General features: G+C 65.8%; 16 protein-coding genes. 1 reads left to right on the forward strand and 15 read right to left on the reverse strand.

Annotated elements, in window-relative coordinates:
- Positions 1-3: 3 nt before the first annotated feature.
- From acnA to ACUIAH_RS03465, 12 genes are all read right to left on the reverse strand, one after another.
- Complete coding sequence (gene acnA / locus ACUIAH_RS03410) at positions 4-2,736, reverse strand: aconitate hydratase AcnA (RefSeq protein ID WP_445341399.1); 2,733 nt, start codon at positions 2,734-2,736, stop codon at positions 4-6.
- Between the two features lie 110 nt (positions 2,737-2,846).
- The gene (locus ACUIAH_RS03415; RefSeq protein ID WP_445341400.1) at positions 2,847-5,333 is read right to left on the reverse strand and encodes an HAD-IC family P-type ATPase; all 2,487 of its coding nucleotides are present in this window, start codon (positions 5,331-5,333) and stop codon (positions 2,847-2,849) included.
- Between the two features lie 14 nt (positions 5,334-5,347).
- Entirely contained in the window at positions 5,348-5,962 is a 615-nt protein-coding gene (locus ACUIAH_RS03420) for a substrate-binding domain-containing protein (protein WP_445341401.1), read from the reverse strand.
- 1 nt (position 5,963) lies between these two features.
- Complete coding sequence (locus ACUIAH_RS03425; RefSeq protein WP_445341535.1) at positions 5,964-7,250, reverse strand: class I SAM-dependent RNA methyltransferase; 1,287 nt, start codon at positions 7,248-7,250, stop codon at positions 5,964-5,966.
- A complete protein-coding gene (locus tag ACUIAH_RS03430; RefSeq protein ID WP_445341402.1) occupies positions 7,243-7,944 on the reverse strand; it encodes a DUF3159 domain-containing protein in 702 nt (233 codons plus the stop codon). The genes ACUIAH_RS03425 and ACUIAH_RS03430 overlap by 8 nt, the downstream gene beginning before the upstream one ends.
- Positions 7,945-7,948: 4 nt before the next feature.
- Positions 7,949-8,764, reverse strand: a complete 816-nt coding sequence (locus tag ACUIAH_RS03435; protein ID WP_445341403.1) for a DUF3710 domain-containing protein — start codon at positions 8,762-8,764, stop codon at positions 7,949-7,951.
- 37 nt (positions 8,765-8,801) lie between these two features.
- Positions 8,802-10,799 (reverse strand): dipeptide ABC transporter ATP-binding protein, encoded by a 1,998-nt coding sequence (locus ACUIAH_RS03440; RefSeq protein WP_445341404.1) that lies wholly within the window; start codon positions 10,797-10,799, stop codon positions 8,802-8,804.
- 11 nt (positions 10,800-10,810) lie between these two features.
- Positions 10,811-11,800: an ABC transporter permease gene (locus ACUIAH_RS03445; protein ID WP_445341536.1), complete on the reverse strand. Its 990-nt coding sequence runs from the start codon at positions 11,798-11,800 to the stop codon at positions 10,811-10,813.
- Between the two features lie 31 nt (positions 11,801-11,831).
- Positions 11,832-12,758: an ABC transporter permease gene (locus ACUIAH_RS03450; protein WP_024627150.1), complete on the reverse strand. Its 927-nt coding sequence runs from the start codon at positions 12,756-12,758 to the stop codon at positions 11,832-11,834.
- Positions 12,759-12,947: 189 nt separating this feature from the next.
- Positions 12,948-14,609 carry a peptide ABC transporter substrate-binding protein gene (locus ACUIAH_RS03455; RefSeq protein WP_306221965.1) on the reverse strand — a complete coding sequence of 554 codons (1,662 nt, stop codon included), beginning with the start codon at positions 14,607-14,609 and terminating at the stop codon, positions 12,948-12,950.
- Between the two features lie 78 nt (positions 14,610-14,687).
- Positions 14,688-16,367 (reverse strand): peptide ABC transporter substrate-binding protein, encoded by a 1,680-nt coding sequence (locus ACUIAH_RS03460; RefSeq protein WP_445341405.1) that lies wholly within the window; start codon positions 16,365-16,367, stop codon positions 14,688-14,690.
- Between the two features lie 137 nt (positions 16,368-16,504).
- The gene (locus tag ACUIAH_RS03465) at positions 16,505-17,437 is read right to left on the reverse strand and encodes a tyrosine recombinase XerC (RefSeq protein ID WP_445341406.1); all 933 of its coding nucleotides are present in this window, start codon (positions 17,435-17,437) and stop codon (positions 16,505-16,507) included.
- Positions 17,438-17,541: 104 nt separating this feature from the next.
- On the opposite strand from ACUIAH_RS03465, the gene ACUIAH_RS03470 reads away from it, so the two are divergent.
- Complete coding sequence (locus ACUIAH_RS03470; protein ID WP_445341537.1) at positions 17,542-17,814, forward strand: DUF6725 family protein; 273 nt, start codon at positions 17,542-17,544, stop codon at positions 17,812-17,814.
- On the opposite strand, the gene ACUIAH_RS03475 is transcribed toward ACUIAH_RS03470, so the two are convergent.
- The 3 genes from ACUIAH_RS03475 to ACUIAH_RS03485 all read right to left on the reverse strand — a co-directional run bounded on the left by ACUIAH_RS03475 (position 17,804) and on the right by ACUIAH_RS03485 (position 20,354).
- A complete protein-coding gene (locus ACUIAH_RS03475) occupies positions 17,804-18,841 on the reverse strand; it encodes a prephenate dehydrogenase (RefSeq protein ID WP_445341538.1) in 1,038 nt (345 codons plus the stop codon). The genes ACUIAH_RS03470 and ACUIAH_RS03475 overlap by 11 nt on opposite strands.
- Positions 18,842-18,906: 65 nt before the next feature.
- Positions 18,907-19,893 carry a prephenate dehydratase domain-containing protein gene (locus ACUIAH_RS03480; protein ID WP_445341407.1) on the reverse strand — a complete coding sequence of 329 codons (987 nt, stop codon included), beginning with the start codon at positions 19,891-19,893 and terminating at the stop codon, positions 18,907-18,909.
- Positions 19,890-20,354 carry an alcohol dehydrogenase gene (locus ACUIAH_RS03485; RefSeq protein ID WP_198200724.1) on the reverse strand — a complete coding sequence of 155 codons (465 nt, stop codon included), beginning with the start codon at positions 20,352-20,354 and terminating at the stop codon, positions 19,890-19,892. Before ACUIAH_RS03485 ends, ACUIAH_RS03480 begins: the two co-directional genes overlap by 4 nt.
- Positions 20,355-20,391: the final 37 nt, after the last annotated feature.

Raw genomic sequence — 20,391 nt, forward strand, 5'->3', positions numbered from 1 at the left:
TCTTCAGACCTCCTGATCGGCCCTGGCCAGCAGCCCACGCAGTACGTACTGCAGGATGCCGCCGTTGCGGTAGTACTCGGCCTCGCCAGGGGTGTCGATGCGCACCTTGGCCGCGAACTCAACCGTGCTGCCATCGGGCCGCTGGGCCCGCACCTGGACCTGCTCGGGCAGGGAGCTGTTCAAGGCGTCGACGCCAACCAGGTCATAGGTCTCCTGGCCGTCCAGACCCAGGCTCTGGGCCGACTGACCCGCTGGGAACTCCAGCGGCAGCACGCCCATGCCGATCAGGTTGCTGCGGTGGATGCGCTCGAAGGACCTGGCGATGACGGCCCGCACACCCAGCATCCGGGTGCCCTTGGCCGCCCAGTCCCTTGAGGAGCCCGTCCCGTACTCGCTGCCGGCCAGCACCACCAGGGGCGTGCCCTGCCTGGCGTAGTCCTGCGCCGCCTCGAAGATGGTCGTCTCCTGGCCGTTCAGAAAGTCGTAGGTGAACCCACCCGGGCGCACATCCAGCCCCACCGAGGCCAGCAACTGGTTGCGCAGGCGGATGTTGCCGAAGGTGCCCCGGACCATGACCTCATGGTTGCCGCGCCGGGAGCCGTAGGAGTTGAAGTCCCTGGGGGCTATGCCATGCTCCTGCAGGTAGCGGCCGGCCGGTGCGTCGGCCTTGATGGCCCCTGCGGGCGAGATGTGGTCGGTAGTGACCGAATCCCCCAGCAATGCCAGCACCCGGGCCCCGTGGATGTCCTCCAGGGGGTCGGGCTGGGCCTTCATGCCGTCGAAGAAGGTCTGGCGACGGATGTAGGTGGAATCCTGATCCCAGTGGAAAAGCTCGCCCTCCGGCACCTCCAGCTTCCGCCAGCGCTCGTCCCCGCCGAAGACGTCCGCATAGTCGCGCAGGTACATGTCCCGGTCCAGGGCGGTCCCCACCACGGACTCGATGGCCTCCTGGGAGGGCCAGATGTCCGCCAGCATGACCGGCCTGCCCTGGCTGTCCTGGCCCAGAGGGTCGTGCCAGGGGTCGAAGTCCATGGTGCCAGCCAGGGCGTAGGCCACCACCAGGGGCGGCGAGGCCAGGTAGTTCATCTTCACATCCGGGCTGATTCGGCCCTCGAAGTTCCTGTTGCCCGAGAGCACGGCCGTCACCGTCAGGTCGTGGTCGGCGATGGCCTGGTGGATGGCCGGGTCCAGGGGGCCGGAGTTGCCGATGCAGGTGGTGCAGCCGTAGCCGACCAGCTCGAAGCCCAGGGCGTCCAGGTCCTTGCTCAGGCCGGTCCGGTTCAGATAGTCCGTCACCACCTGGGATCCGGGAGCCAGCGAGGTCTTGACCCAGGGCTTGGGCTTGAGGCCCCGGGCGCGCGCCTGGCGGGCCAGCAGACCGGCGGCCACCATGACCGAGGGGTTGGAGGTGTTGGTGCAGGAGGTGATGGCCGCGATGACCACATCCCCGTCCCGCAGGCTGAACTCGCTGCCGTCGGCCTTCCTGACCGGCACGGCCTGGCTGTCTGCGTCCCTGCCTTGGTCGCTGTAATCCTTCAGGTCCCGATGGAAGGTCTGCTGGGCCTGGTCCAGCAGGATGCGGTCCTGGGGCCTCCGGGGGCCGGCAATGGACGGACGCACCGTGGACAGATCCAGCTCCAGCACCTGGGAATACTCGGGCTCGGGGCAGTCGGCATCCTCCGGGTCCATCCACAGGCCGTTGGCCTTGGCATAGGCCTCCACCAGGCGCACATGCTCGTCGCTGCGGCCGGTCAGACGCAGGTAGTCCAGGGTGATTCGGTCGATGGGGAAGATGGCGCAGGTGGAGCCGAACTCAGGGCTCATATTGCCCAGGGTGGCCCGGTTGGCCAGGGGGACCTGGGCCAGGCCCTTGCCGTGGAACTCCACGAACCGGCCCACCACGCCCACCTCGCGCAGCATCTGGGTCACGGTCAGCACCACGTCGGTGGCGGTGACCCCCTCGGGAATGGATCCGGTCAGCTTGAAGCCCAAGACCTGGGGCACCAGCATGGAGATGGGCTGGCCCAGCATGGCCGCCTCGGCCTCGATGCCGCCCACGCCCCAGCCCAGCACGCCCAGGCCGTTGACCATGGTGGTGTGGGAGTCGGTGCCCACGCAGGAGTCCGGGTAGACCAGGGCCGGCCCCTCCCCCTTGGTCCTGTCCCTGCGCATGACCACCTGGGCCAGGTACTCCAGGTTGACCTGGTGGATGATGCCGGTGCCCGGAGGCACCACGCGGAAGTTCTGGAAGGCCTGCTGGCTCCAGCGCAGGAAGCGGTAGCGCTCACTGTTGCGCCGGTATTCCATGTCCATGTTGTGTTCCAGGGCGCCGGGCACGCCCGAGCTGTCCACCTGGACGGAGTGGTCGATGACCATCTGCGCGGGGATGAGCGGGTTGACCAGGGAGGGGTCGTCGCCCAGGGCCTTGACGGCATCGCGCATGGTGGCCAGGTCGACCATGCAGGGCACGCCGGTGAAGTCCTGCATGAGCACCCGGGCGGGACTGTACTGGATCTCCCTGTCGGGCTGGGCCTTGGGGTCCCAGTTCAGCAGCTGGTCCAGCTGGTCCCGGGTCACCGTGGTCCCGTTCTGGTGCCGCAGCAGATTCTCGGCCAGGATGCGCAGGCTGTAGGGCAGGTGGTCGATGCCCGGCAGGTCGCTGATCCGGTAGTATTCGAACTCCTCGGAGCCCACCTTGAGCTTGGAACGACCGGCATCTTGTGCGGATTCTGACATGCACCACCCCTTCCTTGGACGCTCAGGCACTGCCCTTGCGCCCATGTGGACCGGCGGCGGGAGGACCCCAGGCCGTCAGTGACGCTTATCTGTGCTTGTGAGGTTCATTCTTAGCGCCTATGTGTTACCTGACGGATGTAACGTGCGCATGCCGGATAGCCCAGGACGGCCAGGACCATGAGCAGGGCACCCGCCAGGGCGAAGGCCACGGTGGCGGCCAGGGCCGGACCAGTGGGCAGGCTGATGGCGAAGAACCGCGCCACCATGGGGATCAGGGCCCCGATCACCCCGGCTGCGGCGAAGAAGAGAACCAGCAGGCCCCTCCAGGAGCGCAGGGGCCGGGCCACCTGGGTCAGGACCAGCACGCCCATGCAGAAGAGGACGATGGCGCAGACCGACCGCCAGCGCCCCAGGTCGCCGGGCCGGGCCAGGTCCAGTCCCAGCAGGCCGGGCAGGCTCCAGGCCGCCGCCAGCACAATCAAAGCCGTGGCGATGCCCGAGGGCAGGGCGAAGGCGACCACACGCTTCAGGAAGCCGGGCCGGTAGCGCCTGGTGTTGGGGGCCAGGGCCAGGAAGAAGGCCGGCGTGCCGATGGTCAGGGCGCCGATGTAGGTGATGTGCCGGGGCAGGTAGGGGAAGGGAATGCCGGTCAGGACCACGCCCAGGGAGATCAGGGCCGAGTAGACGGTCTTGACCAGGAAGAGGCCGGCCACACGCTCCATGTTGGCCATGACCTGCCGGCCCCGGGCCACCACGTCGGGCAGGTGGGAGAAGCGCGAATCCACCAGGACCAGCTGGGCCACGGCCTTGGTGGCGGCCGCCGCATTGCCCATGGCGATGCCCAGGTCCGCCTCCTTCAGAGCCAGGGAGTCGTTGACCCCGTCGCCGGTCATGGCCACCGTATGGCCCTTCAGGTGCAGGGCCTGGACGATGGCCTTCTTCTGGTCGGGCAGGACCCGGCCCAGCACGTCCACATCCTCCAGGACCTCGGCCAGGGCTGCGGTGTCCTCGGGCAGCTGGCGGGCATCCATGGCCCTGGGGGCCCGGTCGCCGGTCAGGCCCACCTTGTTGGCGATGGCCGCCACAGTGGCCGGGTTGTCGCCCGAGATGACCCGGCAGCGCACGCCCTGCTGGCGGAACCAGGCCAGGGTCTCGGCGGCGTCGTCGCGGATGTGCTCCGAGCAGGTGATCAGGGCCAGGGGCTTGAGGTTCCCGGGCAGGTCGGGGCTGCTGGTGAAGTAGTCAGGCTGGTCGGTGCTCGGGTACCCATCGGGGGCGGCCAGCATCAGCACCCGGTAGCCACGGTCGGCCAGGTCGGCCACCTGCTGGTCCACCTGGGGCCAGCTGCCCGCCTGGGATGCCAGGAGCACCTCCGGGGCGCCGAAGTACCAGATTCTGCCGGACCGGTCGGCCACGGCGCTCCACTTGCGGGCCGAAGAAAAAGGCAGGCGGCTGACGGCCCTGCCCGGGCGCAGGTCGTCCATCCCCTTGAGGATGGCCCGTCCGGTGGCGTTGGGGCTCTCCTCCGCGCAGACGTCCACCAGGGCCTGCCGCAGCTGCTGGGCCGGCAGATCCTCGGCCAGCGGGTGCAGGTCGTCGTAGACGATGCCCCCGTCGGTGATGGTGCCGGTCTTGTCCAGGTTCAGGGCGTCCACCCGGGCCAGGGTCTCCACGGACTCCATCTGCTGGACCAGGGTCTGGTGGCGGGCCAGGCGGATGGCGGCCAGGGCGAAGTTCAGGGAGGTCAAGAGGACCAGCCCCTCGGGGATCATGCCCACGACCCCGGCCACGGCGGACACCACGGCCTGCCGCCAGGCTCCGGTGGCCAGGGCCGTCTGGAAGCCGCCCACGGTCCGCATCTGGGTGAAGATGAGCAGCAGGCAGAGGGGAATGACCACTATGGTCATGACCTTGAGGATGGTGTTGATGCCCTCGTTCAGGTCGGAGTGGACCTTCTTGTAGACCTTGGCCTTGGCCGTCAGCGTGGCGGCGTAGGAGTCGGCGCCCACGGCGGTCACCTGGGCCAGGGCCATGCCCGAGACGGCCGTGGAGCCCGAGTAGACCTGGTCCCCCGGCTTGTGCTTGACCGTGCGCGATTCGCCGGTCAGCATGGACTCGTCCAGCTCCAGGCCGTAGGTGTCGATGATCTGCGCGTCGGCGGGCACCTGGTCCCCGGAACGGATCCAGAGCAGATCCCCCTTGACGATGGCATCGTGGGGCACGGTCAGGTTGCGCCCATCCCTGCGCACCGTATAGTCGGAGGCCACCAGGATGGACAGCCCGTCCAGGGTGTGCTTGGCCTTGAGCTCGGTGGCCACGCCGATGCCGGTGTTGATGATGATGATCAGGCCGAAGACCGCGTCCTTCCACTGCCCGGTCAGCAGGACCACCACCATGGCGGTCAGGATGATCCCGTTGAAGAGGGTGAAGACGTTGTCGCGGATGATCTGGCCCAGGCTGCGGGAGGTTTGATCCTGGGAGACGTTGACCAGCCCCTGGGCCTTCAGCCGCTCCACCTCCTGGGAACTCAGCCCCGGCCGGTCGGTGTCCGGAAAGCCTGTGCCCGCTGTCTGCACTTGCTCACTGCCTGTGCTCATCCTTGGCCCCCCTCTCAGTCGGCGCTCAGGCGCACGGCCATTATCCTTTCATGCGGTCCGTCGTCCACGATGGTCTGCAGGGCGTCAGCCAGCAGGGGCGCGTGTGGATTCCCGGCAGGATCGACCGGGTGAACCGTAGCCGCATAGTAGAGCCTACCTGGGTCAGGGGTCCAAGCCTTGGCGCTTTGAGCGAACTCTACCACAGGAATGCCTGCCTTCCGGGCTGCCTTCAGGGCCGGGGTCCAGTCGCCGGCTCCGGGCCGGCGGATCAGAATCAGGCTGACCCCGCGGTTGATGGCATCCTGCACCCCATCCTGCTGATCGCTGGTGGACTGCGCTGAGGAGAAATAGCCCTTCATCCGCTCCGCCTTCAAGGATGCCAGGATGCGGCTGTCAAGACCTGCATCCGGGTCCTTGCCGCCCTCCTGCGGGCAGCCGATCAAAGCTACGAGCGTATCGGAGCGATCCACGCCGTCGTGGGGCACGGTGCCCTCATGCCAGGAGTCGCCCACGGCCCTGTCCTTGGGGGCGCAGCCGGTCAGCATGAGCAGGCCTGCCAGCAGAGCGACCGCCAGCAGCAGACCCGCCAGCCGTCTGACCGCTGCCAAGACTTGCCCGGCGCGGCTCATGTCAGCGCCGCCTTCCCGCCGTGCGGGTGAAGACCGCCAGGGTCTCCACGTGGTGGGTCATCGGGTAGATGTCAAAGGCCTCGAGGTGCTTGGGGCTGTAGCCCAGGGAAATCAGTGTGGCCGTATCCCTGGCCAGGCTGGTCGGGTCGCAGGCCACATAGATGATAGTCCCAGCCCCGCTGGCGGCCAGTAGCCGGCAGACCTGAGCCTTGGCGCCGGCCCTGGGTGGATCCAGCAGGATCAGGTCGGGATGTCCCAGCCCCTTGGGCGCACCGCCAGCCAGGATCTTGGCCACGTCCCCCCGACGCAGGGCCACCCGGTCCAGTCCGGCCTGCTTCACGTTGTTTTTCGCACTGGCAATGGCTCCGGCGGACCCCTCCACGGCCAGGAGCAGGGCCCGTCCGTCGGCCAGAGCGGCCAGGGGCAGGGTGAAGAGCCCTGATCCGCAGTAGAGGTCCCAGACGACCGGCTCGGCCACCCCGTCCAGGGCCTGCCTGGCCTGGTCCAGGACCGCCTTGGTCAGCACGACCGGTGCCTGACGGTGGACCTGCCAGAATCCGTCGGCCCGGACCTGATACACAGGTCCTGATCCCGCCTCCAGCCGCTCTATCAGCAGGCGGCTCCCCTGTCTCAGGCGGTCATCCACCAGCAGAGCATAGTTATCTCCAACCGGTCCCCCGTCGCGCGGCTGGGGCACGGCCAAGCGTATGCGGGCATCCGCCGGCAGGCCGCCCTCCCAGATGCCCAGTTCGTCGGCCAGGTCCAGCAGCTCCTGGGTAGCCAGGGGCATGGTCTGAATCGGCAGGCGGTCATGCGATCCCCGACGACGCATGGAGGGGCGGCCCTGATCGTCGGCCACCAGCTCGATTCGGGTCCTCCAGTGCAGGCCGCCCAGCTCCTCATCGCCCGGCACCCGGGCCACCGGCACCTGGACGTCCACCCCGCCCAGACGGGCCATCTGCTGACCGATCAGATCGGCCTTCCAAGCTAGCTGACCGGGCAGGCTGACGTGTATCAGATCGGCCCCACCGAGGCCGCCGCCCCAGGCCAAGGGTCCAGCCAGGGGCCAGACGGGTTGGCGGCGATCAGGGCTGGCCTCCAGCACCTTGGTGACCTCGCCCGTGGCGAATCTGCCGGCCCGGCCGTGAGGCTCGTCCAGGAGGACCTCCACCAGCTCCCCGGGCAGGGCGAAGCGGACGAAGACCACCCGGCCGTCCTCCAGGTGGCTTACGCAACGGCCCTGGTCGGCATAGCGTTCGATGCGCAGACGAACCCTGGTCTCAGTCATGATCGGCATGAACCTCCTGGTCGGCCTGAATCTGGTCAGCCTGGCGACGATGGTAGGGCCCGCCGATCAGCAGCCAGCTGATCCAGATGCCCAGGGCAAACAGGGGCAGGCCCAGAATCAGGCGTGCAGCGCCCAGAAACCCGACGGAACCGGCCAGGTAGAGCGGCACCTGGACCAGCAGGCGCAGCGCGAAGACGGCGATCCAGACCAGGGTGGCCTGATTATAGGCCCGAACCAGGTCCGGTTCACTGCGCCAGGAGTCCAGCCACTGCCTCCAGCCTGAGACGACGGGTCGGCGCAGATACTCCACCAGCAGGCCGATGCCGGGCGTCCGTGCCAGCAGCGAGGCCCCAAGAACGATGATCCAGAATCCGTTGGTCAAAAATCCTGGCAGATAATAATTGCGGGCATCCCGGGTCAGCCATGCGGCCACCAGGCAGATGCCCACCGAAAGCAGACCGGTCAGCGCACCCAGAAAGGACTGCCGCTGGACCAGACGAATCAGGAGCTGCACAACGGCCAGGGCCGCCGAAACCGCCACGGTCAGACCCAGATGGCCGGTGGCCAGGAAGACAACCAGAAATACCAGCCCCGGCAGCAGGGACTCGACGATCCCCCGCCATCCGCCGATGGCCTCCATGACGGAGAAGTCGTCGTCGGCCAGCGCCGCCAGCCCGGAATGCTTCTGCTTCACAGCCTTAGCGGATCTCCGAGAACATGGGTCCGCGCGACAGGGTGGTCTTCACCTCGGTCTGCTGGTCCGAGTCGAAGGGGCCCTCTGGCCTGCCGGGGATCTGCGCGCTTTCATCGTCCTTGGACTCCGGGTCTTCGGCTTCTCCCCGGCGCTGGTTGGGGGTGACGGGCGCATGCATGGGAACCAGGTCCCGGGGGGCCAGGGGCTCATCGCCACGGACCACCACCAGGTCGGCCAGGTAGCCGTCGAGCACATCCTTCTCCTTGCCGCCCTTGGCTGCAGGGCCGGAGAAGATGCCTCGCAGCATCCAGCGGGGTCCGTCGATGCCCACCACCCGGGTCAGCATGTTCTTGCCCTTGACCTTGACGGGCAGGGTCAGCTCCTTGCCGAAGACGCCGTCCACCTCTTTGCAGGAGGGGTTGGCCTTGAGCAGGTCGGCCCGGACCTCGTCCCAGAGGCCCAGGGACTTGGGGGCAGCAAAGGGCTCCAGCTCCAGACTGGAGGACCCGTAGGTGATGGTGGCTCCCAGCACGTCGCCGGTCTGCGAGTTGGCCTTGAGCCTCAGCTCGCTGCCCTTAAGGAAGGGCAGCATCAGGGCGCCGATGTCCAGGTACTCGTCGGTGTCGGGGGCCTCGGAATCCATGCTGTCCCAGGGGCCCTTCCCGCTCTGCTCGGCTTCATCACGGTCAGCCTGAGAGGTCTGGTCGGATTTCTCTGTGGACTCCTCAGCGTCCTTGGACTCGTCGAGCTCCTTGGACTCCTCGACGGCCTCCTCAGCCTGCCGCTTGGCGCGTTTTTTGCCGAAACCGAACAATCCCATGATGCCTCATTTCCTTGTGAGTCTGTGCAAAGGATACCTAGTCAAGACCCAGGCGCAGCTTGCCGCCGGGGATGGCGTCCAGCAGATCCTTGGTGTACTGGCGCTGGGGGTGGTCGAAGACCTCGTCCGTGGTGGCGTGCTCCACCAGCCGGCCGTGCTGCATGACCACCACCTCGTCCGCGATCTGCCTGACCACGGCCAGATCGTGGGTGATGAACAGGTAGCTGAGCCCCTGCTCGGCCTGCAGATCGTTGAGCAGCCGCAGCACCTGGTCCTGGACCAGCACGTCCAGGGCGGAGACGGCCTCGTCGCAGATGATCACATCCGGATTCAGGGCCATGGCCCGGGCGATGGCGATGCGCTGACGCTGTCCGCCGGAGAGCTCGTTGGGGTAACGCCCCATGACCGACTCGGGCATCTCCACCATGTCCAGCAGCTCTTTGACCCTCTTCTGCCGGGACTTGGCGTTGCCGATCTTGTGGATGCGCAGGGGCTCCTCGATGGAGCGGTAGATGGAGTACATGGGGTCCAGGGAGCCGTAGGGGTTCTGGAAGACCGGCTGCACGTGCCGGCGGAACTCCATGAGCTCGTGGCTGCCGAAGCCGGCGATGTCCTGGCCCTCGTAGGTCACCCGGCCCGAGGTGGGCTTGAGCAGGTGCAGGACCATGTTGGCCACGGTGGACTTGCCGGAGCCCGACTCCCCCACGATGGCCAGGGTGGTCCCCCGCTTGACCGAGAAGGAGACGTCGTCCACGGCCTTGAACATCTCCTTGCGCCGGGGCAGCCTGAACTCGCGGGTCAGGTGCTCCACGGTAATGACGTGCTCGCTGCGCTCCAGGGTGCTCTCGCCCTTGACGTGGTGCTCCAGCAGGTCTTCAGCATCCTGGCCGCGCTGCTTGGCGGAGATGATGCGCTGGGAGGCCAGCGAGGGCGCGGCCTGAACCAGCCGCTTGGTGTAGGGGTGCTGGGGGTGCTGCAGGACCTCCAGGCTGGGCCCGGACTCCACCACCTGGCCCCGGTACATGACCACGATGTGCTGGGCGCGCTCGGCCGCCAGCCCCAGGTCGTGGGTGATGAAGAGCACGGCGGTGCCCAGGGATTCGGTGAGGCTGCGCAGGTGGTCCAGAATCCGCTTCTGGACGGTCACATCCAGGGCGCTGGTGGGCTCGTCCGCAATCAGCAGGTCGGGCCGGGAGGCCAGGCCGATGGCGATCAGGGCACGCTGGCGCATGCCGCCGGAGAACTCATGCGGATACTGCCGGGCCCTGGTGGCGGCCTCGGGCAGACCGGCCTCCGACAGCAGCCCGGCGATGCGGTCGTCCATGTCCGAGCCGGTCACATGCTCCTTGGCCAGCGTCCAGGCCGCATCGTCATCCACACCGGCGTCGATCAGGGACTTGGCCACGCCCCAGCGGGTCTCGGAGCCCACATCCCACTCGGCCTTCATAGCCTCCATGGTCTTGTCCACGTCGGCGACCCCGGCATCGCTCAGGGCCTGACGGGCGGCTTCCAGCAGGCCAGGCAGGTCCTTGGAGGAGATGAAGAGCTCGTCGTCGGACTTCTTGAGGGTCACCTCTTCGTCGCTGGCCAGGGCCTTGGCCAGCCGGGAGCGCTTCTCCCTGGAGACGTCCATGTGGTTGGCGGTCAGCGCCTCCTTGACCTGGGAGCCGATGCGCCAGACCGGGTTCAGGTTGCTCATGGGGTCCTGCGGGACCAGGCCCACCTGGGAGCCGCGCAGCGCCTCGTAGTCCTTGCGGTCCAGGCCCACCAGCTCGCGGCCCTTGAGCCGGATGCTGCCGCCGGTCACCTTGCCGGTGCCGGGCAGAAGGCCCAGCACAGCCATGGCCGAGGTGGACTTGCCCGAGCCGGACTCCCCCACGATGGCCACCCACTGGCCGGGGTAGACGTTGAAGGAGGCGTCGCGAACCGCATGGACGGTGCGCCCATCGGCGGTGAAGTCCACCTGCAGGTCCCGCACGTCGAGCAGAGGCTGCTGCTCCTGATTGGTGGTCATGTTCTTGTCTGCTTCAGTCATGCTTCCTCCACTCAGGCCGTTCTGCTCTTGGGATCCAATGCATCCTTGACCGCGTCGCCCATCATGATGAAGGCCAGCACGGTGATGGCCAGGGCTGCGGAGGGATAGAAGAGGACCGAGGGGTTGGTGGTCAGGAGGTTCTGGGCCGTCGAGATGTCCCCGCCCCAGGAGACCACGGTGGAGGGCAGGCCGATGCCCAGGAAGCTCAGCGTGGCTTCAGAGACGATGTAGGTGCCCAGCGACATGGTGGCCATGACGATGACCGGGGCCAGGGAGTTGGGCATGATGTGCCTGAAGAGGTTGCGCAGGGGCGTGGAGCCCAGGGCCGTGGATGCGGTGTTGAACTCCAGGTTCTTGGCCTCCAGGACGGCGCTGCGGGTGATGCGGGCCATGTTGACCCAGCCGAAGAGGGTCAGGGTCAGGATGATCTTCCACAGGGAGGTGGAGGTGCGGAACATCTGCAGGAGCACGATGGCGCCCAGGATCATGGGGATGGCGAAGAAGATGTCGGTGATGCGGCTGAGCACTGCGTCAACCCAGCCTCCGAAGAAACCGGCGATGGCGCCGATGAGGCCGCCGAAGGCGGTGACCAGGATGGTGGTCATGATGCCGATGGCCACCGAGGTCCGGGCCCCGTGGATGACGCGGCTGTAGACGTCGCAGCCCTGCAGGTCGAAGCCGAAGGGGTGCCCGGGCCGGCCGGGCTCCAAGGAGTCGGACAGGCTGCAGGCCATGGGGTCCTGCCTGGCGAAGAGGTTGGGGAAGAGGGCCACCAGGATGACCACGATCGCCAGGATTGCGGAGATGATGAAGAGCGGGTTGCGCCTCAGGGTCTTCCAGGCGTCGGCCCACATGCTGGTGGGCGGCACGTCCTCATCCACCGAGTCCACCTCGCGCAGGGGCGTCTCGTCGACGGGGGCCACGAACCGCTCCTGCCCCGGCAAGGGGTCGGGAAAGTAGACGCGGGCCTGGCTTTCGTTCTGTTCGCTTGACTCGTTCATTGCCGTTTCACTCATAGTCGGTCCCTCTCCCTCACGCATACCGGATCCGCGGATCGAGCACTGCGTAGAGCAGGTCGACCAGGAGGCTGGTGATGACGAAGATCAGGACCAGAATGGTCACGATGGAGACCACCAGGGTGCCTTCGCCCCTCAGGATGGCCTGGTAAAGGGTGTTGCCCACACCCTGGATGTTGAAGATGCGCTCGGTGATCATGGCCCCGCCCATGAGTCCGCCGATGTCGGCGCCCAGGTAGGTGACCACGGGGATCAGGGAGTTGCGCAGCACATGCCGCACGATGACGGACCGGTTGCTCATGCCCTTGGCCCGGGCCGTGCGCACGTAGTCCTCGGAGATGTTGGAGGTGATCTCCGTCCTGGTCAGACGGATGATGGAGGCCATGGACACCGACCCCAGCACAATGGCCGGCATGAGCAGGTCAATGAAGCCCGGATTGGCCCCGGCTGTGGCTGGCAGCAGATGCCATTTGACGCCGAACAGGTACTGCAGGATGAAGCCGGTGACGAAGGTAGGCACCGAAATCAGCAGCAGGGAGAGGACCAGGATGATGTTGTCCGACCACTTGCCCTTGGTCAGGCCGCCGATGATGCCGAAGATCACGCCGAAGACGCCCTCGAAGACGAAGGCCATCAGGGCCAGCTTGATGGTCACCGGGAAGGCCCTGCCGATCACGCTGATCACGGGCTGGCCGGCGAAGGTGTTGCCGAAGTTCAGGGTCAGCGCGTTCTTCAGGAAGAGCACGTACTGCACGATGAAGGGCTTGTCGAGATTGTATTCCGAACGTATCTGTGCGGCAACGGCCTGATTGACCGGCTTGTCTCCGAACATGGCGGCCACAGGGTCGCCGGGAAGCGCGAAGACCAGCGCGTATATCAGCAGTGTCGTGCCGAGAACGACGGGGATCATCTGCAGAATACGTCGCAGAAGATATTTTCCCATCGGCTATTCTCCTTTGTCATCCGCGACCGGGATCGGCATGGGGATCGGGGCCGCCGCAAAAATTCTTGTTTGAGTCTACCAGCACACCTCAACAGGGGTGCAAAGACGCCAAGGCCGGCGCGGAGTGGATCCTTCCGTGCCGGCCCGGGGGTGTCAGCTGTCAGGTGCGGGATTCAGGCTCCCGTCACCTCACTTGCTGATGTTGTAGTAAGCAGGGACGCCCTTCCAGGTGAAGGAGAATCCTTGGATGTTCTTGGCGGCCACGCCGTTGGAGTTCTGGTAGTAGAGCGGGACTGCGGGCAGATCGCGGAAGAGCAGCTCCTCGGACTGCTGGTAGATCTTGTTGGCCTCGTCGATGCTCTTGGCGGAGGCTGCCTTGTCCATCAGGCCGTCGAACTCGGGGTTCTTGTAGTCGCCGTCGTTGGACCCGTTGCCGTTGGCTGCCGAGCTGGCGAAGTTGCTGGACAGGTAGCTCTCGGGCGAGGGGTAGTCGGGCTGCCAGCCGGAGCGGAAGGCCGAGTCGGTGAACTTGCGGTTCTGCACGTTGGAGCGGAACTCGCTGAAGGTGGGCAGAGGGTTGCCCGAAGCCTGGATGCCCAGGGCGTTCTTGATGGAGTTGGTGACGGCGTCATAGATCTCCTTGTGGGCGCCGTCGGCGTTGTAGGCGATCTTGAAGCTGTCGCCCTCGCCCCAGGGGGAGATCTTGTTGGCCTCAGCCCAGAGCTCCTTGGCCTTGGACGGGTTGTACTTGAGCACGTCGGATCCCTTGATGCTGGTTGAGTAGCCGGGGATGACGGGGGCGGTGAAGTCGTGGACCTCCTTGGCGGTTCCGGACAGCACCTTCTTGATGATGGTCGGCCGGTCGATGGCCATGGAGATGGCCTGGCGACGGAGCTTGCCCTCCTGATCCTGGCCGAAGTGCTTCATGTAGGTGGGGATGGTGAACATCTGGATGACCGAACCCGGATCGTTGATGGCCTGGACCGTGTTATCGGTCTGGAAGGTCTTGCGAGCCGAGGCGGGCAGGGTGTCCAGCACGTCCAGGTTGCCGGCCTGCACATCGCGGTAGGCTGCGGTGGCATCGGTGTAGGAGCGGAACTCCACGCCGCCGTTCTTGACCTTGATGCCGCCCTTGTAGGAAGGATCCTTGACCAGCTTTATGGCCTTGTTGTGCTCCCAGGACTGGAACTTGTAGGGTCCCACGGTCACCGGCTTCTCGCCGAAGGCCTTGGTGTCCTTGTAGAAGGACTCGGGCAGGGGCGCAAAGGCGGTGTAGCCCACCTGGATGGGGAAGGTGGAGGAGGGCGAAGTCAGGTCAACGGTGAAGGTCTTGTTGTCGATGACCTTCAGGCCGGACAGCTGGGCATCGCCAGGGGTGCCCTCCTTCTGCAGATCGTCATAGCCCTTGATGTTGGCGAAGAAGCTGGCGCCCAGCTGCTTGTTGGCAATGTCGGCCGCCCAGGACCAGGCCTTGGTGAAGGACTGTGCGGTGACCGGGGTGCCATCCGAGAACTTCCAGCCGTCATTGATGGTCACGGTGTACTGGGTGTTGTCCTCGTTGGCCTTGATCTGCTTGGCGATCTCGTTGACCGGCTTGCCCTTGTCGTCAAAACGGACCAGCTTGGAGAACATGACGTCGATGGGGTTGCCACCGCCCACCTCGTTGGTCATGCTGGGGATGAGCGGATTGGCCGGCTCAGGATTGAAGACCGAGATGACGGCATTCGAGCTGCCGCCGTTGGTCCCCTGGGCAGAGGAGCCGGATCCGCCGGATCCGCCGCAGGCGCCCAGCGTGAGCGCCATGACGCACAGTCCGGCACCCGCAATGGTCAGGGCCGATTGCTTCTTCATATATCTTGCTCTTTCCTTTGGTTGGTTTCCCGAACCGCCAGTCATCGACGGCGGTTCATGCCGTTTCCGGCACGATCATTACTGGTCCTTGGACAGCTCCGGGAAGATCGGATAGCCATCCCAGCCCAGACGCATCCCATGGACCTTCTTGGCGGAGGCGCCAATGTTGTTTCCATAATAGAGCGGAACCGCCGGCATGTCCTGCAGAAGGATCTCCTCAGCCTGCTGGAAGAGCCTGTTGGCTTCATCGGTGTCCTTGGCCTTGGCAGCCTGCTTGAGCAGGGCGTCGAACCTGGGGTTCTTGTAGTCGCCGTCGTTGGATCCGTTGCCATCGGCCGCCGAGCTGGCGAAGTTGCTCATCAGATAGCTCTCAGGCGATGGATAGTCGGGTGACCAGGAGGACCTGAAAGCCGCATTGTTATAGAGGCGCTTTTTGATGTTGCCACGGAACTCGCTGAAGGTGGGCACGGGAGTGGCCTCGGCCTTGATGCCCAGCGTGTTCTTGATGGAGTTGGCCATGCCGTCGTAGAAGTCCTTGGCTCCGCCATCCGAACTGTAAAGCATTTGGAAGCTCTTGTCGGCCGGCCACTTGCTGATGGCATCGGCCTTGGCCCAGTACTCCCTGGCCTTCTTGGCGTTGTACTTGAGGTTGTCCGAACCCTTGAGACCTTTGGCATAGCCTGGGATGGTCGGCGCGGTGAAGTCGGTGGGCTGCACGCCCAGACCGCCCAGGACCTTGTCGATCAACATCTTCCGGTCAATGGCCATGGAGATGGCCAGGCGGCGCAGGTGGCCCTCCTGATCCTGGCCGAAATGCTCCATCGTGGTAGGAATGGTGAACATCTGCAGGGTGGAGCCGGGCTTGTTATAACTCTGAACCATGCTGTCGGTCATGAACGTCTTGACAGCGGAGGTGGGAATCCTGTCGATCACATCCAGGTTGCCCGCCTGCACATCGGAATAGGCAGAATTCAAGTCAGTGTAGACCTTGTAGTCGATGCCGCCGTTCTGAACCTTGACCTCCCCGCCGTAGTCGTTGTTCTTGCGAAGCTTGATCATGGCGTTGTGCTGCCAGGACTCAAACGTGTAAGGACCCGAGCTGACCGGATTCTCCCCGTAGGCCTTGGGATTCTTGTAGAAGGATTCAGGCAGGGGCGCAAAAGAGGTATAGCCCACCTGAATGGGGAAGGTGGACGAGGGCGAAATGAGGTCCACGGTGAAGGTCTTGTCATCGATGACCTTCAATCCGGAGAACTGGGCATCCGCAGGCGCTCCCTGCTTCTGCAGGTCATCAAAGCCCTTGATATTGGAGAAGAAGCTGGCGCTCAGCTGGCCGTTGGACACATTGGCGCTCCAGGACCAGGCCCTGGTGAAGGACTTGGCGGTGATGGGAGTGCCATCCGAGAACTTGCGCCCGTCAGCCAGGGTGATCCTGTACTGGGACATGTCGTCGTTGCCTTTGATCTCCGAGGCCAGATCGTTGTGGGCCTTGCCCTGGCCATCGAAGCGAACCAGCTTGGAGCTGATGGCATCCACGACCTGCCCGCCGCAGCTTTCCGCGGTGCTGCTGGGAATGAGCGGATTGGCCGGCTCGCACCCACGGACCGACACCACGGCGTTGCTGCTGGGCTCGCTGCTGGACGACTGCTCGGCACCCTCGGTATTGGTGCTGCTGCCTCCGCTGCCGCAGCCGCTGGCCAAGAGCGCCAAGGCACAGATGAACGCTGACACCACTGTGAGCTGTGAACTTCTCTTCATTCCTGCCGCTCCCCTTTAGCTGGTTGTCAACGTCTCGCCTGTATCCCGAAAATCTTTGACCGATGTCCAAGTTACAATACGCCATATTCTGATACCGGGATGTTTCCCAAGACAAGTCCTGTCTCATTTGCCGGATTTCAGGCCCTTGGAAAAGCCTGCCTGTACCGGGCCCGCAGCTGCTCGATGGAGACGTGGGTGTAGCGCTGGGTGGTCCGCAGGGAGGAATGGCCCAGCATCTCCTGAACCTCGCGCAGGTCGGCTCCCCCATCCAGCATGTGCGTGGCGGCCGAGTGCCGCAGGGCATGGGGGGCGATGTCGGGCACTCCGGCCTGACCGGCCGCCTGGTGGACCACCTTGCGGACCTGCCGCTGGCCAACCCTGCCGCCAAGCTGACCCAGGAAAAGGGCCTGACCTGCCTTGCGGGCCGATTTGGCCGTTGAGCCCGCCAGGACCGGCCGCCCCTCCCCCAGCCAGCGATCCAGGGCGCGATCGGCGGGCAGGCCATAGGGCAGGACCCGCTCCTTGGAACCCTTGCCCAGAACCTTTACGGTGCGGCTGTGCCGGTTCACGTCATCCAGGTCCAGCCCGCAGAGTTCGGCCACACGCATGCCCGTGGCGTACAGCAGCTCCAGCATGGCCGCATCCCGCACCTGCAAGGCCGCCTGGACATCCTCGTCCTGCCGGGGCTCGACCGGATCATGGTCGACCGTATCCATCAGGGTGCGGGCCTGGTCGTGCGTCAGGATCCGTGGAAGGTGCTCGGACTGCTTGGGGCTGCTCAGGGCCAGGGTGGGGTCGGTCTTGATCCGGCCGTGCCTGCTCAGCCAGCCGAAGAAGGACCTCAGTGCGGCTGTCTTCCGGGCCATGGTCGAGCGGGCGTGGGTCGATGCCTCGTGGGCCAGCCAGGACCTGATGGTGGCCAGGTCGATCTGCGCGGGGTCATCGATGCCGTGCAGACGCATCAGATGCAGAAAGCCCGACAGGTCGGCCCGGTAGGATCGCACGGTGTTGGGACTCTTGCCTGCCACCCGGGAAAGATAGTCGGTGAAGTCCTGCAGATACTGATCCACCGATGGCGCTCCCTTCGCTTGACTGTGCAGTATGTGCAATACAGTTTAGGCGCTTTCATCCTCGTCGCAGCCGCAGGCGATACTGGCCCAGGAGGTGGATGGCCATGCGTTTGCCAGCAACCATACCGGCCGGAGCGCGGCTGGTGGTCAGGATCGCCCTGGGGTCGGACCCGGAGGATGGAAGGCCCAAGTTCCGAGACTACGTGGGCCATGTGGTCGACTGGGACGGACATCGGCTGATCCTGGACAGGGACCCGGCGGCCAATGGGTCGCGTCCCGGGGAACGTGTGACCCTGCCAGCAGAAGACATGGTGGCCCTGAAGCCGGTTCCGGAACGCCGTTCGCCCCGCCCGGACCCACCTGATCTCAGTCGATGACCGGCGGGTGCAGCACCCGGGCCCGGCTGGTGGTCAGGAAGGCCGAGACCTGCTCGCCGCGCAGGGCTGAATCCAGCAGCTCCTGCCGCCAGTTGCCCTCCTGCGGATCCAATTCAAGGTCGGTGGTGGGCGTCTGCTCCCGGTCGCCCAGGGCGGCCTTGTAGCGCCGGAAGGGGTCCGCCTGGAGGAAGAAGTCCTGGCGCTTTTCATCGGCCTCCGGCTCCTGGTCCCGCAAGAGAGAGGCCATGTCTTGCAAATTCTCGGCCAAGTCATCCAGCAGGTCGGCCACCTGGCCGGCGTTCTCCTCCACCATGGCCCGGGTCCGCTCAGGATCGGTCAGGGCCACACGGGTCATGTCCCGCCAGGATCCGGCCGCCAGGGCCGAGGCCACACGGCGGTCAGGCGACTTCGTCAGCATGTTGACCAGGGCGGTGGCCACCACATGGGGCATGTGCGAGATCAGTGCCGCAGCCCGGTCATGGGTGGCATCGTCCAGGGCGATCAGCCGGTTGCCCAGCCCCTGGGTAACCATGTCGGCCACGGTCAAAAAGCGGCTGTAGTCCGTATGTTCATCGACGCAGAGAGCCCAGAGGGCATCTTCCAAGAGGGCCGGGTCCGAGTCCTCATAGCCGGAGCCTTCGCTGCCGGCCATGGGATGGGCCCCTACATACCGATCGGCCAGACCTGCCTGCTCGACCTGACGGCGGACCGGCCCCTTGACACTGCCCACGTCGGTCAGGGTGGTGCCTCGGGTCAACACCGGAGCCAGGGCCTGGAGCACGTCGGGCATGGCCCGCAGGGGGGTGGCCAGCACCAGCACGTCTGCCTTGCCCTTGGCCAGCTCCTCCAGGGTGTCCACGCAATGGATCCCCTGGCTGCGGGCCTGCTCGTAGGGACGGTCATTATGGTTCCATGCGATCACGAACCGGCCCCGGGCGGCCAGGCGGCGGGCCAGCGATCCGCCGATCAGACCCAGCCCCGCCACGGCGATCTTGTGGGCCGAGGTCAGCACCGGCGAGGCGGCCATGCCCGCCATGGGGTGCATATGCTCGGGACCGGACAGGTCCATGTGCGGAAAAGACGCGGATTCATCTACCATAACAACTCCTTGCTGATCGTCTCGGTGTCGGGGTCCTCGCCCCGGAAGGCCCCCGCCCTGGGCAGCATCCATTCACGGATGGGGGGCGCTGGATGCGGGGTGCGCGGATGGACCGCCAGGGTCTTGAGCCAGTCCCCCCTGTCCAGCAGGTCGGCCAGCACCTGATGGAGCTCCTTCTGCCAAGGCGCGGCGTCGATGCTGGCTACGAAGCTGTAGGTCCCGTCGTGCCCCTTGATGGGCCGGGACATGAATGAGGTCATGTTCAGGCCCGCATCGCGCAGGCGGTCCAGCAGGTTGGCCAGCACGCCCGGCCCCGTATTCAGGGGGATGAAGGTGACGATGGACTCGAAATCCCCGCCCGGCGCCAGACGGCGTGCCAGCTGGGCGGCCTGATCCCGTGCAGCCAGCAGAAGAAAGTCCGTACGGGCCCCCTGATAGTCCTGCACCTCGCGCCGGTAGGTCTCCAGTCCGTAGAGGCTCCCGCAGATGCGAGGACCCAGAGCCACCTGATCGGGGCCCAGATCACGGCAGGCCGCAGCGTTGGAGTTGGCCGTCACCGGATTGAGGCCGGTCTCTGTGATGAAGCCCTTGCACTGGGCCAGTCCATGGGGATGGGCGGCGACCTGGCGCAGGGAATCATGGCCAGCCCGGACGAAGGCGTCGAAGACGATGGGCAGGCGGACCATGCCGAAGCCCGCTACTGACTGAGCGTCGATCAGGGCATCCATGTTGGGCACCACATGGCCCTCCACGTTGTTCTCCCAGGCCAGCACTCCCCAGCCTCGGCCCTCCTCCACAGCGGCCACGATGGCAGCCGCATCCGAGCAGGGGCGCAAGTCAGCCTTGCAGTCCAGCCTTGTCTCCATGAGGTTGGCTGCCTCAAGAGCGGCCTGATGGGTGAAGGTCCCCTCGGGACCCAGGAAGTGCAGGGGAATCCGGCCGGGTTCAGTCGCCGGCTTTCCTGACGGATCCTGGCTCATGCTGATCGCCCCTGACGACGCAGGGGACCGTCAGCAAACCAGGAGGCCGGCAGGCAAATGGCCAGGGTCTGGATCAGGACCAGCCCGCCCATCCAGAGAAAGACCGCGTACTTGGCAAAGAATGTGGGGAAGTCGGCGTAGGGCATGAGCACGTCGCCGCCAGGCCCCCGCATGGAGAGCAGCCAGACCGTGACCGTCGAGGCCACCAGATGCAGGGCCAGACCCATGGTGCCGCTGTCGCAACGAACCCACCAGGAGGCCAGGGCCACCAGCAAATAGGCCAGGACCATTCCCCAGGGCAGACCCTGGGCGGCCCCGGAGCGCTGGACCAGGGTTCCCAGTACGCCCACCGCCAGACCGATGGGCAGGCCCAGCAGGCAGCGGAAAGGACTCCTCTTGCCGGACTCACCCGCCGAATGGGAGGGGGCCTGATCCTTGGATTTGGAAACCTGAGACTTCATGGGTACAAGACTAGTCCGACCCGGTCACCGTGGGGCG

The organism is Bifidobacterium sp. ESL0820 (assembly GCF_052606235.1).